General features: G+C 44.1%; 19 protein-coding genes and 1 riboswitch. Of the genes, 11 read left to right on the top strand and 8 right to left on the bottom strand.

Translation table 11 applies throughout. From position 1 onward, the window contains the following. Nucleotides 1-43 precede the first annotated feature (43 nt). Nucleotides 44-1234, top strand: a complete 1191-nt coding sequence (locus tag LJF29_RS07700) for a DUF819 family protein (RefSeq protein ID WP_229147866.1) — start codon at nucleotides 44-46, stop codon at nucleotides 1232-1234. A 70-nt stretch (nucleotides 1235-1304) separates the two neighbouring features. Next, complete coding sequence (locus LJF29_RS07695) at nucleotides 1305-1850, top strand: GNAT family N-acetyltransferase (RefSeq protein WP_229147865.1); 546 nt, start codon at nucleotides 1305-1307, stop codon at nucleotides 1848-1850. Between the two features lie 30 nt (nucleotides 1851-1880). On the opposite strand, the gene metC is transcribed toward LJF29_RS07695, so the two are convergent. Together metC and metI are read right to left on the bottom strand one after the other, a co-directional pair. Next, entirely contained in the window at nucleotides 1881-3053 is a 1173-nt protein-coding gene (metC, locus tag LJF29_RS07690) for a cystathionine beta-lyase (RefSeq protein WP_229147864.1), read from the bottom strand. Next, entirely contained in the window at nucleotides 3046-4167 is a 1122-nt protein-coding gene (gene metI / locus LJF29_RS07685) for a cystathionine gamma-synthase/O-acetylhomoserine thiolyase (protein ID WP_229148172.1), read from the bottom strand. Before metI ends, metC begins: the two co-directional genes overlap by 8 nt. A 67-nt stretch (nucleotides 4168-4234) precedes the next feature. Then, a riboswitch (SAM riboswitch) is annotated at nucleotides 4235-4355 on the bottom strand. Nucleotides 4356-4521: 166 nt separating this feature from the next. Here metI and LJF29_RS07680 point away from each other — a divergent pair. Genes LJF29_RS07680 through LJF29_RS07670 form a run of 3 tightly spaced genes read left to right on the top strand, consistent with a single transcriptional unit; the run spans nucleotide 4522 to nucleotide 6216 of the window. After that, nucleotides 4522-5244, top strand: coding sequence for an esterase family protein (locus LJF29_RS07680; RefSeq protein WP_168747444.1), 723 nt, complete (start codon nucleotides 4522-4524; stop codon nucleotides 5242-5244). 28 nt (nucleotides 5245-5272) lie between these two features. Continuing rightward, on the top strand, nucleotides 5273-5788 hold the full coding sequence (locus LJF29_RS07675) for a YjcG family protein (RefSeq protein WP_010333788.1): 516 nt from the start codon (nucleotides 5273-5275) through the stop codon (nucleotides 5786-5788). Nucleotides 5789-5793: 5 nt separating this feature from the next. Beyond that, the gene (locus LJF29_RS07670; RefSeq protein WP_010333787.1) at nucleotides 5794-6216 is read left to right on the top strand and encodes a GNAT family N-acetyltransferase; all 423 of its coding nucleotides are present in this window, start codon (nucleotides 5794-5796) and stop codon (nucleotides 6214-6216) included. A 70-nt stretch (nucleotides 6217-6286) separates the two neighbouring features. Here the strand turns inward: LJF29_RS07670 and LJF29_RS07665 are convergent, their stop codons facing one another. Next, nucleotides 6287-6541, bottom strand: a complete 255-nt coding sequence (locus LJF29_RS07665) for a hypothetical protein (RefSeq protein ID WP_010333786.1) — start codon at nucleotides 6539-6541, stop codon at nucleotides 6287-6289. Nucleotides 6542-6660: 119 nt separating this feature from the next. Between LJF29_RS07665 and LJF29_RS07660 the strand changes: the two genes are divergently transcribed. Further along, nucleotides 6661-8940: an ATP-dependent helicase gene (locus LJF29_RS07660; RefSeq protein WP_229147863.1), complete on the top strand. Its 2280-nt coding sequence runs from the start codon at nucleotides 6661-6663 to the stop codon at nucleotides 8938-8940. A gap of 65 nt (nucleotides 8941-9005) precedes the next feature. Here LJF29_RS07660 and LJF29_RS07655 read toward each other — a convergent pair whose 3' ends face one another. The 4 genes from LJF29_RS07655 to LJF29_RS07640 all read right to left on the bottom strand — a co-directional run bounded on the left by LJF29_RS07655 (nucleotide 9006) and on the right by LJF29_RS07640 (nucleotide 10494). Next, on the bottom strand, nucleotides 9006-9260 hold the full coding sequence (locus LJF29_RS07655; protein ID WP_010333784.1) for a stage VI sporulation protein F: 255 nt from the start codon (nucleotides 9258-9260) through the stop codon (nucleotides 9006-9008). 163 nt (nucleotides 9261-9423) lie between these two features. Then, a complete protein-coding gene (locus LJF29_RS07650; RefSeq protein ID WP_168747441.1) occupies nucleotides 9424-9564 on the bottom strand; it encodes a YjcZ family sporulation protein in 141 nt (46 codons plus the stop codon). Between the two features lie 79 nt (nucleotides 9565-9643). Next, entirely contained in the window at nucleotides 9644-9850 is a 207-nt protein-coding gene (locus LJF29_RS07645) for a hypothetical protein (protein WP_229147862.1), read from the bottom strand. A 287-nt stretch (nucleotides 9851-10137) separates the two neighbouring features. Next, a complete protein-coding gene (locus tag LJF29_RS07640; protein ID WP_229147861.1) occupies nucleotides 10138-10494 on the bottom strand; it encodes a DUF1360 domain-containing protein in 357 nt (118 codons plus the stop codon). A 155-nt stretch (nucleotides 10495-10649) separates the two neighbouring features. On the opposite strand from LJF29_RS07640, the gene cotV reads away from it, so the two are divergent. The 5 genes from cotV to cotZ all read left to right on the top strand — a co-directional run bounded on the left by cotV (nucleotide 10650) and on the right by cotZ (nucleotide 13219). After that, complete coding sequence (cotV, locus tag LJF29_RS07635) at nucleotides 10650-11036, top strand: spore coat protein CotV (RefSeq protein WP_229147860.1); 387 nt, start codon at nucleotides 10650-10652, stop codon at nucleotides 11034-11036. Between the two features lie 40 nt (nucleotides 11037-11076). Further along, a complete protein-coding gene (locus LJF29_RS07630) occupies nucleotides 11077-11406 on the top strand; it encodes a spore coat protein (protein ID WP_168747438.1) in 330 nt (109 codons plus the stop codon). Between the two features lie 88 nt (nucleotides 11407-11494). After that, the gene (gene cotX, locus LJF29_RS07625) at nucleotides 11495-12004 is read left to right on the top strand and encodes a spore coat protein CotX (RefSeq protein ID WP_168747437.1); all 510 of its coding nucleotides are present in this window, start codon (nucleotides 11495-11497) and stop codon (nucleotides 12002-12004) included. Between the two features lie 149 nt (nucleotides 12005-12153). Beyond that, on the top strand, nucleotides 12154-12642 hold the full coding sequence (gene cotY / locus LJF29_RS07620) for a spore coat protein CotY (protein ID WP_010333777.1): 489 nt from the start codon (nucleotides 12154-12156) through the stop codon (nucleotides 12640-12642). Between the two features lie 127 nt (nucleotides 12643-12769). Then, on the top strand, nucleotides 12770-13219 hold the full coding sequence (gene cotZ, locus LJF29_RS07615; RefSeq protein WP_168747436.1) for a spore coat protein CotZ: 450 nt from the start codon (nucleotides 12770-12772) through the stop codon (nucleotides 13217-13219). 87 nt (nucleotides 13220-13306) lie between these two features. Here cotZ and cotO read toward each other — a convergent pair whose 3' ends face one another. Then, on the bottom strand, nucleotides 13307-14032 hold the full coding sequence (gene cotO / locus LJF29_RS07610; RefSeq protein ID WP_229147859.1) for a spore coat protein CotO: 726 nt from the start codon (nucleotides 14030-14032) through the stop codon (nucleotides 13307-13309). Nucleotides 14033-14076 lie beyond the last annotated feature (44 nt).

The raw sequence follows: 14076 nt of genomic DNA, 5'->3' as shown, positions 1-14076 counted from the left end.
TTATAATATGTCTTAATTTTCTAACAATAGAGGTGATGAGGTTTTGCATTCTTTGATTTCTTCTGATGATGTTTGGGTGCTGTGGGGGTTTATTGCGGTGTGGGCAGCGGTGAGCATCGGGCTGGAGCAGCGCTTTAAGTGGGCGTCCTCTGTGTCTGGCGCTATCATCGCGCTTTTAGGTGCTATGGTGTTTACAAATATCGGAGTGCTTCCTGTTGAATCGTCTGTATATGATACTGTGTGGTCATATGTGGTGCCGCTTGCGATTCCTCTTTTGCTGTTTCAGATCAATGTGCGGCAGATATTTAAGGAAAGCAGGCGTTTGCTGTTTATTTTTCTTATAAGTTCCTTAGGGACTGTGTTTGGCAGCATCGCCGCTTTTTTTCTATTAAAACAGCATATTCCCTATCTAGACAAGATCGGCGGAATGATCAGTGCCTCTTATATCGGCGGAGGGATTAATTTTGCGGCGATGGCTGCAAAATTTGAGACACCGGGCGAATATGTGTCGGCAACGGTTGTGGCAGATAACTTTATGATGGCGCTGTTGTTTTTTATTTTAATCAGCATTCCCGCACTCAAATGGTTTCGCCGGCATTATGCGATGCCGTTTGAAGATAAGGCAAAAGCAGAAGGAAACAGTAATAACAGCGCGGAAAGCTATTGGAAGCGGAGGGACATTTCATTAAAGGATATTGCCTTTAATGCCGGAGCTGCTTTTGCCCTTGTTGCGGTAAGCGTTAAGATTTCCGGCTATTTCAAAATTACGTTTTCCCATCCTCTTTTGACCGGGACGCTTGGCGATCAGTACCTTGTGTTGACGTCTCTATCTGTTCTCATCATCTTTCTGTTCCCTCGTTTTTTTGAAGGGCTCAATGGATCTCAGGAGCTTGGCACCTACTTGATTTATTTGTTTTTTGTGGTAATTGGTATTCCTGCAGATCTCCGATTAATCATTACAAATGCGCCTCTTATTCTCTTATTTGTCTTTATCATTGCCATCAGCAATTTAGCGGTTTCCTTAGCTGTCGGTAAATTGTTCCGCGTGCGCCTTGAGGAAATTCTGCTTGCCGTAAACGCCACAGTCGGCGGCCCTACGACAGCTGCTGCGATGGCGATTGCCAAAGGGTGGCGAGAGCTTGTTGCGCCAATTATGCTGGTCGGCACACTCGGCTACTTGATCGGCAATTATGTTGGCACCTTTATGGGAAATTGGTTTTCTTCCTTTTTATAAAGGATTTCCACACTTTCCTTAGAATATTATGTAAAAGAAATTGCTGACGAGAGAACGGAGAGATTACTGTATGTTAAAAGGACATACTATTTATATAAGACCTTTAGAAACAGAAGATGCTGAAGAGAATCTTCGGCTGCAAAGCGAAAACCAGGAATTTTTTGAACAGTTCTCCATGATTCGCGCAGACGATTACTATACGATTGAAGGACAGAGAAAAAGGATCGAACAATATCAGCAAAGGCTGGAGAATGACCAAGAGTATCACTTCGGCATCTTCACAAACACAGACCATACATTAATCGGGACGGTTTCCCTTTTTCAAATGATCCGCGGAGCGCTGCAATGCGCGTTTATTGGATACTTTTTAGACAAAGCTCATAACGGAAAGGGCCTGATGACTGAGGCCGTCAGATTGGTTGTTGATTATGCGTTCCACGAGTTAAAACTTCATCGCATTGAAGCCGGTGTCATGACTCGCAATCTGGGGTCCATGCGCGTATTAGAAAAAGCGGGATTTCATAAAGAGGGCATTGCCCGAAAAAACGTGAGAATCAACGGAAAATGGGAGGATCATCAAGTACTGGCGATTCTCAATCCTGATGATGAAAAATAAAAAGAAGCCGGGCTATCGCCGGCTTCTTTTTTAACGGACCGCCACTGGCGCGATTTCTTTCAGCGCTTCTTCAAAATCGCGCTCTAAATCATCTGCATGTTCAACTCCCACACTGAGACGGAGCAAGCCGTCAGTAATGCCTCGTTTTTCGCGTTCTTCCTTAGGCATTGCCGCATGAGACATCGTTGCCGGATAGGACAAAATCGATTCCACGGCGCCAAGGCTCACAGCAAAGACCGGCAGCGACACGTTCTCTACTAATTTCTGAACAGCTTCCTTGCTTTCTAGCTCAAAGGAAAGCACAGCACCCGCTCCCGACGACTGGCCTTTATGAGTTTCAGCGCCCGGATGATCAGACAGCCCCGGGTAATACACGCGTTTCACCGCCGGATGCTTCTGGAAAAATTCCGCAAGCCGCTGCGCTGTTTGGCTCGCTTTTTCTAAACGGACCTGTAATGTTTTTAAGCCGCGCAGCACGAGCCAGCAATCTTGCACACCAAGGACGGCGCCGAACGAGTTTTGGAGCTTATACAGTTGCTTCCCAAGCTCTTCATCCTTGACAGCAGCGAGGCCTGACAGCACATCGCTGTGTCCGCTCAGGAATTTTGTTGCACTATGAAGCACAATATCCACGCCGAGATCAAGCGGACGCTGCAGTGCCGGTGTCATAAATGTATTATCCAGAAAGGTCAGACAGCCGTTTTCTTTTGCAAGCTGGACAACCGCTTTAATATCAGTAATCCCAAGTGTCGGATTTGACGGTGTCTCCATGTAAATGACCTTTGTGTTTGGCTGGATACTCCGCGCCATTTTGTTGATATCTGTCATATCAACAAACGTGTGCTCAATGCCAAAACGGGTCAAAACCTCTGTCACCATGCGGAAGGTTCCGCCGTATACATCTTCTGTCACAAGAACGTGATCGCCATGTGAGAGAAGTAAAAATGCTGTTGAGATCGCAGCCATGCCTGAACTGAAAGCAAATCCTCTCGTTCCGCCTTCCAGTGCGGCAATTGTTTCTTCGAGCGCTGTTCTTGTCGGCGTGCCTGAGCGGCTGTAATCATATGCGCCAAACGCTTCAAATGAATATTGGTGGAAGGTCGAGGCGTGCTGGATCGGTACACTGACTGCCCCGGTTGCGCCGTCTGTTTTAAATGGATTGTGCACGAGCTGGGTTTCCAGCGTCCAATTATGATTACTCATATGAAACAGCTCCCTCTTTGACCTGACATAACGCCTGTTTTAGGTCCTCTTTTAAATCTTCGGCATGCTCAATTCCGACCGAGAAGCGCAGCAAACGGTTGCAGACGCCGTTTGCGATGCGGATCTCTTCAGGAATGTCCATGTGTGTCTGTGTGGCAGGATATGTAATAAAGCTCTCTACCCCGCCGAGGCTCTCCGCAAAGCAAATCGTTTTCAGCGCTTTTAAAAATGGATTCACCCATTCTTCTTTTTGCAGACGGAAGGACAGCATGCCTCCTTTTCCCGGGTAAAGCACATCCTTGATTTCTTCTTGCTTCTCTAAAAAGGCCGCTACCTCCTGAGCGTTTGCCTGATGCTGGCGCATTCTGAGACTGAGCGTCTTCATTCCTCTCATCAAAAGCCATGAGTCAAACGGAGGCAAGACGGCGCCAATGGCGTTTTGATGCTGAAACATTTCTTCTCCAAGCTGTTCATCCTTGACAACAACAAGCCCCGCAAGCAGATCGTTATGCCCGCCTAAATATTTGGTTGCGCTGTGAATGACAATGTCGGCTCCAAGCTCAAGCGGACGCTGCAAAACCGGTGTATAAAATGTGTTGTCAACAATCACCAGAAGACCGTACTCTTTTGAAATCCGAGCGATCTTTTCAATGTCCGCCTCCTGCATCAGCGGATTTGTCGGTGTTTCTACAAACACCGCTTTTGTATTCGGTGTAATCTTGGAGCGCAAACAGTCCTCATCGCTGAAATCATCATAATAAAAGGTCAAGCCGTATTTTTTCCATTCATTTTCAAACAGACGGTACGTGCCGCCATACAAGTCCGATGAAACGATCAGTTCATCCCCGCTTTTAAACAGCGCCATAATCGTTTGAATTGCTGCCATTCCCGAACTGAAGGCAAGCCCTCTCGCTCCATTTTCTAAACTGGCAATCGCGTCCTCAACAAGCTGGCGTGTCGGGTTTTTTGTCCGAACATAATCAAATCCGGTTGATTCACCGACCCCTCTGTGGCGGTATGCTGTTGATAAATAAATAGGGGGACTCACTGTTCCTGTTACTTCATCGCTTCGGTTTCCGATTTGGGCTAATTTCGTTTCAACGTGCTGTGACATATAGCTGACACCTTCCCTTTTCATAATAAAAACCCCTTCTTCATAAGAAGAAGGGGTTTAACGCTTCTTCTTATCTTCCAAGCATAATAAACGCTTGCTGGATTTAGCACCTTGGCGCTTTGCATATGCAAAGCAAGCCGGTTGCTGAGGTTTCTAAGGGCCAGTCCCTCCACCTCTCACGATAAGAAATATCGGTTTCAATTTTCTGATTGTTTTATATTAGCGCAATTTGCAGTTTATTTCAATACTTTTTTCTTCGAGTTCCGAACGGTTTAAAGAGAGAAATTTCTAATAATTCATGGTACAATAATTTCAAATGCAAGAAAGTCTAGTGATGTCCTGGAGGAATGTATTATGGCACCGAAAAATGGCACAGTTCAAGAAAAGAAGCTCTTTTCAAAAGAGCTTAACGAGGAAATGACAGTACTCGTTTATCTGCCGTCAAACTACTCCCCTCTTTATAAATATCATCTTATTATCGCGCAGGACGGCCACGATTATTTCAGGCTGGGGAGAATCGGCAGACAAGTGGAGGAATTGCTGTCTAAAAGAGAAATAGACCGAAGCATTATTATCGGTGTTCCTTACAAGGATGTAAAAGAACGCAGAAAAACCTATCATCCGGAAGGTTCTAAGTTTTCGGCATATAAACGATTTATTGCCCACGAGCTAGTTCCTTTTGCGGACCATGAATTTCCGACGTACCAAGTCGGCTACGGGCGGACACTGATCGGTGATTCTCTCGGAGCGACCGTTTCTCTTATGACAGCGCTTGATTATCCAAATATGTTTGGGAACATCATCATGCAGTCTCCCTATGTTGATCAACATGTATTAGATGCCGTGAGACAGTCAGACGACATCAAACACCTCTCTCTTTACCACCAAATCGGAACAAAAGAAACAGATGTCCATACGACAGACGGCAATATTTTGGACTTCACAGAACCGAATCAGGAGCTGAAAATGCTCTTGGAGGAGAAGCTTTCCGATTATTATTTTGAGCCATTTGATGGAGACCACAAGTGGACATACTGGCAGCCGCTCATTACGCCGGCTCTGAAAAAAATGCTCTAACATACTTTATTTTCAGGAGGGACATACTATGAAATACGGAATCGTTTTATTTCCATCAAAAAAACTGCAAGATCTCGCGAACTCTTACAGAAAGCGCTATGATCCGAGCTATTCCCTGATCCCGCCTCATTTGACGCTGAGATCTTCATTTGAATTTACAGAAGAGGAAGCCGGTGAATTGGTATCACAATTGAGAGAAATCGCTAAAGAATCTCATCCGATTGTTCTCAAAATGACCAAATACAGTTCTTTTGCACCTGTCAATAATGTCATTTACATTAAAGCTGAGCCGACAGAAGAATTAAAAACACTGAATGAAAAACTTTACACCGGTGTATTAGCCGGTAATCAGGAATACAATTTTGTTCCGCATGTGACGGTCGGCCAAAACCTTTCCGACGATGAGCATTCTGATGTATTAGGGCAGTTAAAAATGCAGGAAGTATCTCATGAAGAAATCGTTGACCGTTTTCATCTCTTGTATCAATTGGAAAACGGTTCATGGACGGTGTATGAAACGTTCCTGTTAGGCGGAGGAGAATAAACGATTTGGAAGCTGTTATCGCAAAAAATGAAGAACAAATGAAAGATGCATTTTATGTAAGAAAAGAAGTCTTTGTCAAAGAACAAAACGTACCAGCTGAAGAAGAAATTGATGAGCTTGAAAACGAATCAGAGCATATTGTGGTGTATGACGGAGATCAGCCGGTCGGCGCTGGAAGATGGCGGCTAAAGAACGGATACGGCAAATTAGAGCGAATTTGTGTCTTAAAAAGCCACCGCTCAGCCGGTGTCGGCGGCATCATTATGAAAGCGCTGGAAAAAGCGGCAGCAGACGGCGGTGCTTCAGGTTTTATGTTAAATGCGCAGACACAAGCGGTGCCATTTTACAAAAAACATGGCTATCGGGTGCTGTCTGAAGAGGAATTTCTCGATGCCGGCATTCCCCATTTGCAAATGATTAAGGATTAAACACCATCCGGGTCTTCAGAGATCCGGATTTTTTTCCATATAAAAACCGCTCTCTCATGTGAACGGTTTTTTATACATATCGATTAATAGATGTGCCTATCCCTTTTTCTCGCAATCTTTTATAAAGAGAGCGCTTACGTTTCGCCTCGTTTACTTTTCTTTCAGCGGCTGTCTGAATCTCCTGCTGTTTTTCAAGTTCCTTGTACATCCGCTGAAACGGGACATATCTGACCTTCTCTGTTCCGGCATAATCCTGTTTATGGCCTATTGTGCGATTGGCATATTGAGCGTATTGCTGGTTCTGAATCTGACCTGCATATATCATTCGATACCCACCCTTCTGCTGTCTCTTTTCCCTTAAACTTACTTTTTGAAACACGTTTCTTTTGATATGATAGTCTTTGTCTGTAATGAACACCTTTTTTTGATTGGGAGGACCCCTTTTTGAAATGCGCCCGACTGAATAATCGAACCATACATTTACATACATATTCGAGAGAACATTATCAATTCCTTTTTGAAGAAGGAATAAAAGGCCATTTATTTTGTTCTCATTGCGGAAAACCCGTTTTGTTAAGGCTTAATATCACCGATCCGCCGGAGTTTATCCACCGCCAGCCAGGCCATTTTCCGGCATGTGAGGAGGCCTGCGAAACGAAACCCGCTAAAGAAGAAAAGAAGGAAAACTATCAGGAATCCGGTGTTTTTCGATTACCCAAGGGGAAAGCGATTGCTGCTGACTCGTCTCCGGCTGTCATGGAATGGCAGCGGCCGAGAAGCATTAAACCCGGAACACCATTTGTTCAAAAAACAATAGAACCTGATACGAGCCTTTTTCCGACAGTCGGCTTAAACACAGATCAGTTGAAAGCTGTCACGGAAACGGAAGGCCCATTATTGGTGCTTGCCGGTGCAGGAAGCGGAAAAACACGTGTGCTGACTGCGCGCGCTGCCCACATGATCGAACACCTAGACATACCGCCGGAACATATGCTGCTTGTCACCTTTACAACAAAGGCCGTCGCGGAAATGAAAGATCGCATGGCGAAGCAGTACGGATTACAGCCGTCAAAAGTCAGAAGACTTGTCACCGGAACATTCCACAGCTTGTTTTATAAAATCCTGTATCACTATGATTCTGCCAAGTGGAATGGCGAGCACCTGTTGAAAATGGAATGGCAAAAGGAACAATATATGAAAAAAGCACTCTATGAAGAAGGCGTAGATGAGAAAGAGTTCCCCGTCGATCAGGCCTTGCAGCAAATCGGTTTTTGGAAAAACTCTTATTTGCCGAATGAACGTATTCCTTTAAAGGATGACTGGGAAAAACAAGTCTACCGCCTGTACGAATATTATGAGCGCCAGAAAAAAGAACACCGCCAATTTGATTTTGATGATATGGCGTCTGCCTGCTATGAACTGTTCATAGAGCGGCCTGATCTTCTGGAGCAATATCAATCTAGGTTTACGTATATTTTAATTGATGAATTTCAGGACATTAATCCGGTCCAATATAAAATCATGCAAATGCTGGCGAGTCCGGAACAAAACCTGTGCTGTGTTGGGGACGACGATCAATCGATCTATGCGTTTCGCGGCAGCAGCCCTTCTTTTATTCTGGAGTTTCAAAAGGATTATCCTGGTGCCAAAACAATCTACTTAACAGCGAACTACCGTTCAACACATCCGATCGTTTCCAGTGCTGATATTGTCGTGAAAAAGAACAAAAACAGGTATGCCAAGATGCTGGAAGCCGCTCGTGACGACGCTCAGGTCCCTGTGCTGTTTTATCCTTATGACGAAGAAGAAGAAGCGACAATGGTGGTTTCCGATATGAAAGAAAAAATTCAAAACGGCGCAAAACCTGAAGACTTTGCGGTTCTCTACCGGACAAACAGCGCCGGCCGCGCCATTTATGAAAGGCTTCATCAATCATCAATTCCGTATACCGCTGATCGCGGCGTCCAGTCCTTTTACAGCAGAAGAATCGTCCGCCAGATACTCGCATACTTGTACGCGAGTCAAAACGAGGATGATACTGAAGCGATTAAACACTTGCTGCCTGCCTTATTTCTAAAGCAGTCTGCTTTAAACACGCTGAAGGCGCTCTCGATTACCGAGGACTGCTCCATGATTAAGGCGCTGGCTAAACTGCCGGATCTGAAGCCGTTCCAGCTGGATAAAATCAAAAAAATCGTACCCTTTTTCGCAAGCATCCGCACCATGAAGCCGGTGGAAGCCATTACCTTTGCTGAAGGAAAAATGGGCTTCTCCGAATACTTAAAAAAACGTGGCAACGAAGGAAACAAGCTGGAAAAAGGCTCTGATGACTTGCGTGACGTCAAGGTTGTCGCAAAAAAATTCAAAACCATCCCTGACTTTCTCGCCCATGTGGATCACATGCGGGCTGCTGAGAAAAACAAAACGGATGAAAACGGTGTACAGCTGATGACCATTCACCGATCAAAGGGCCTTGAATTCAAAACCGTCTATGTATTGGGCACGGTAGACGGCTCCATCCCGCATGATTTCTCATTAGAAACAGCGAGAAAGGGCGACGAAGCGCCGCTTGAGGAAGAAAGACGTCTTCTGTATGTTGCAATGACACGGGCCAAACAGCATTTATATTTGTCTTGTCCCGCAAACAGGCGCGGCAAAACAGCCCACCGTTCAAGGTTTTTGTATCCTCTTTTGCAGCAAACGAGACAGCTCTTGCCCAAATAAACAGCCCGGCAGCGATACTGCCGGGTTTTTCACTGTAAAAAAGGCCCGTTGCCCAGGCCATCCGCTTATTTATTATCCAACATTTTAGAAATCGTTCCAAAATCAAGCTTTTCTTTTCCGCTTGTAATGGACTGGACAATCTTATCTTCCATTTCTTTCGGCACGCGTCTGTTTGCCAGCTGCGCCACGCGCTTAATGACGCTGCGGACTGTGTTTTCATCTTTAAAATTGGCGTTTTGAAGTGAGCCTGCAAGATTCATGACATCCTGCATGTTCACGCCTGTTTTCTTTTCAATGTTCTTAAAAAATTGATTATCCATAATACGCCTCCTTTTGGCGGAGTAATACAGTATTGTATGAACGCTTTACGCATAATGTGATGATTCGCAAGCAGAAATAAGTTACTGATTTAAAAAGCAGCAAAGGATACATAAAGTAGGAAGAAGCACGGAAATCATCCGCACTTCCTCCTTCATTCATTTCTTAGTAGTTAAAAAAAGATGCACCTACGATGATGAGAAGAATGAACAGTACGACCACAAGAACGAATGTTGAACCGTAACCGCCTGAATATCCTCCAGCATAACCGCCGCCGCAGCAGCCGCCTCCGTAACCAAATCCCATAACTAAGCACCTCCTTTACTCTATACACTATGCGAGTCATCATGATTGGCTTGGATATCCGCATAGGGCGCTTGCGGATTTATAATGGATCATGCTGAGCCTGCCGTTTTTTCAGTAAGGCTTCCGTCTTTTCAGCCAATTCTTCAATTTCTTGTTCAAACGACAAGCCGGCTTCGTCAAATAAAGCCAACTCCTTTTCAATCTGTTTGATCATCTTGTCATGCTTGTTTTGCTTTTGATCGTGCGGTTCATACCTGCCCTCTATGAATTTTTCAAACTCATTCATGAGATCCCCCCTCTCATGACATATGCTGAGCGAATCAGCATTGTTAAAAAAAAAACAAAAAACCGGACATCTCCGGTCTCTTGTCAGGGTCAGGCTATTGAGGTTTTTTCTTTTTACTGCCGCACCCGCAGCCTTTCTTTTTGATCTTTTTTGTTTGATACGATGAATCTGTATATGGAGTTTTTTGGGAAGGTTTGTTAATTTGATTCACTTTGATCCCTTCCTTTCCTTATGTCATATATGCTACTTTATGCGGATACTGACGGAAAGTTGCTGGTGGGAATGCCTCATTCCTGCAGCCATTTTGATACAAGGGTTTCAATTATACCGGCCAGCCCGGCGATCGCCAGCAGCAAAACCAGCCACTGGGCCGCCTCTGGAATGAAAACCTGGCACAAAATCAAAAAGCCGGCGCACCACACGCCTGTGCACCAATAGCAGCTCAGCAATTCACCGATAAACGCCCTCACACCTGTTCCCTTTATGACAATATACGTTTCAATGTTCCCGTCCGCATCCTTTTCCTCCTTCTCTTCATGAAAAAGGCTGCGAAGCGGCGCCATAATCGTATCAAACACGAAAAGACGCGCGAGCCGGAAGACCGCAAGCGAAAGAAGGAAAAAAGACAGCCAATTGATAACCACTTGTTCACTCCTTTCATCATCCCCTTCACATATATGCAGAAACCCTAGCTTTCATGAATTTGTATCTTGTCCTGTTGAAAATTGGTTATTTTTCTTATTCCGCTCTGCACCTCTTCTGCATTATATACAGTATGGATAAGAAAGGAGTGAAGGTTATGTCATTTGAAGAAGAAGTTGAATCCCTGCATCCTGAAATATTTGAGCAATTATCAAGCGAATTCGAGCAGCAGGTCGAAGTCATTGATTGCGAAAATATCACAATAGATACGTCACATATAACAGCTGCCCTTTCTATACAAGCCTTGGCTACAACATTGATTATCCTGACGACACAGCTCGTCATCGCCGACGAGGACTTGTCCGACACAGTAGCAAGCGAAATACTCATTCTCGATAACTCCCAAATCAAAAAAAGAACCATCATTAAAATTATCAACAGCCGAAATATCAAAATCACTTTATCTGCCGACGAAATAATAACCTTTGTACAAATTTTGCTTCAGGTGCTAAATAGTATTCTCCTTGAGCTTGACGTCCTTTAACCCTTTCTTTTCACAAACTTAAAAGTCGAGGTGAAAACAAATGTCAGATAACGATAAAATCAAAGAAGAGCTTGAAAAGCTTCCAGAAGTTGATCCTATGTCGAAAATGCTGGTTCAAAATATCTTTCTGAAACACGGCGTCACCAAAGACAAAATGAAAAAACTCTCAGATGAAGAAAAGGAAATGCTATTGAATATGGTAAAAGACTTGCAAGCTAAATCAGCGGAAATAGTTGAAAAACAAAAGAAGAAAAAAGAAGAAGCCACTGTGCAAGAGCAAAAGAACGAAAAACCGCTAAGCCGGAGAGAACAATTAATTGAACAGCTCAGACAAAGACGTCAAAACAATAACAATTCAAACCAATCATAAAAAATAGGGTTCTTCATCAGGATATATGCCTCAGTCAAAATTTGAGGCTCGCTCATCTAATAACAGTAAAAGAAAAGGAGGAATAGATATGGAAAGCAGACCATATTCTTGGGTTGCACTTGATCCTGACTGTGACCATCCGTTAGACGAAAAAGATAAAAAAGAAGAAAGAAAATGCAATTGCGATATTTGCTGTAATGGCAATGGGGCTTTTGGCGACGACAACGCCTTCATTGACCAAAATCTCGCACAGGCAAATCTCAACAAACAAGTTTCCGATGAAACAATTATTATTAGAGACTCTTGTGACATCAACATTTCATCTACAGACATTCAAGCCGTAACATCAGTTGTAACAGCGCTTAATGCAGCTGTTCTAACAGTAGCTCTCACATCCATTGCAGACGGAGTAATTGCAGAATTAGTCGCACAAGATTTATTGCAGCTGACAGCTAACAAACAAGTAAACCGCCAAAAACTTCTCATCGAATGCTCCCGCGGTGTAAATGTCACAACAGTAGATGCTGATGTAGCAACATTAATTTCCACAGCTACTAACACACTTGTGGCAGCCCTAGTCATCATACTCATCCTGTAAATCTAAAAGCAGAGCTAAAAACGCTCTGCTTTTTCTTATTTTCCCGCATATGATGAATATATAGACGTTCACCCACACCAAGTGAGGCACGAGTACATATGTTGTTAAGGACTAAAGTCAAATACCCTATAAAGAAGGAGCTGAAATCAATGAGCTGCGGAAAAACCCATGGCCGACATGAGAACTGTGTATGCGATGCAGTGGAAAAGATTTTAGCAGAGCAGGAGGCAGTTGAAGAACAGTGTCCGACTGGCTGCTATACCAACCTTTTAAACCCTACGATTGCTGGAAAAGACACAATTCCGTTTCTCGTTTTTGATAAAAAAGGCGGGTTGTTCTCCACATTCGGAAACGTGGGGGGATTTGTGGATGATATGCAATGCTTTGAATCCATTTTCTTCCGCGTCGAGAAATTATGCGATTGCTGCGCTACACTGTCTATTTTACGCCCGGTCGATGTCAAAGGCGAAACCTTAAGTGTTTGCCATCCTTGCGACCCGGATTTCTTCGGGCTTGAAAAAACAGATTTCTGCATAGAAGTGGATCTCGGATGCTTCTGTGCGATTCAATGCCTGTCACCAGAGTTAGTTGACAGAACATCCCCTAACAGAGATAAAAAGCATCATCACAATGGATAAACACTTGTAAAGAGGAATCCCCTTCCAAACTCTATTACAGGTGCAAATCATTCAGCTGCTTCGAAAGTGAGGCAGCTGACTCTCCATCATTTCGCCAGTCTCAAAATTACAAGGCAGGAGGGATAATATGAGCCAGAAAACATCAAGCTGCGTGCGTGAAGCGGTAGAACAAATTGAAGATTTGCAAAACGCGGTTGAAGAGGATTGCCCGACCGGCTGCCACTCAAAGCTTTTGTCAGTAAACCATTCATTAGGCGATACAGTGCCTTTTGCAATATTTACATCAAAATCAAAGCCTTTAGTCGCCTTCGGTAATGTCGGCGAGCTGGATAACGGACCTTGCTTTAATACAGTATTTTTTAGAGTGGAAAAAGTTCATGGCAGCTGCGCAACGCTATCCTTATTAATCGCTTTTGACGAACACAAACACATTTTGGACTTCACCGATAAAGACACGATTTGTGAAGTGTTCCGACTTGAAAAAACGAACTACTGTATTGAAGTGGATTTAGACTGCTTCTGCGCGATCAATTGCTTAAATCCTCGTTTAATCAATCGCACACATCATCATTCATGATAAGACGGAAAAGCTTGCAAGATTTGCAGGCTTTTCTCTATGTAAAAAAGCTGCCGGAACGATCTGCCGGGCAGCTTTTTGCTTTCATTAAAAACCTAACGGGTGCAGAGATGTTATATCATCGATCGCCAGCTCAGTCGGAGCACCATTTCCGGTCGTCCGAAGCAGGACGGAATCATTTCTTCTTCCGACAATCACGCCTCTGTACGTTTTTCCATTGGCTTCAATCAGACAAAGCGCTCTCGGCATGTTATGCGGCAGTTTTGTTAAAAAATCGATTTTTTCATGGATGGACATCTTGCTCATCGGTTTTTTCACTTTTCTTGCCGGCGGTGCCTTTTCTTCAGCTTTAGCTGCATTATGCACGGCCTCCGGTTCCTTTTCAGGCTTACGGGCTTCAGGTGCAGGCTCTTCCTTTTTTTCCGCTTCCCGAGACTGCTGTTTGGGGATTTCTTCAATTGCCTGCGGCTCTTCTAACGGTACCTGCTGCTTTTTCTGGTTCTCCGGCTCTCTTACCTCTTGTTTTTGCTGACGCACTGGTTCCTCTGCCTGTTTTTTCTCTGTTTGCTGAGCATCTTTTGCCTGAATGTCTTCCCGCTTTTTTTCCTCTGTTTCCACAGCATCTTTTACCTGAATGTCTTCCCGCTCTTTTTCATGGTAAACCGGCTGTTCCTCTGCTTTTGGCGGAGCCGGTTTAGCCTTTCTTTTAATGACGATCTCCTGCATGGACGAGCGTGTTTCCACATAGTCCGGCTGAACAATATACATGAGCGGTTTTTTATCCGCGTTTCTTTTCTTATTAGACATCTTCATCCCTCCGATTCTGTCATATTCTATCTATATGACAGAATGCTGAA

Origin of the sequence: Bacillus sp. LBG-1-113, from assembly GCF_020708615.1 — a bacterium.
In the GTDB taxonomy this organism is placed as follows: Bacteria; Bacillota; Bacilli; order Bacillales; family Bacillaceae; genus Bacillus; species Bacillus mojavensis.
This window is presented reverse-complemented; position numbering and strand designations above follow the sequence as displayed.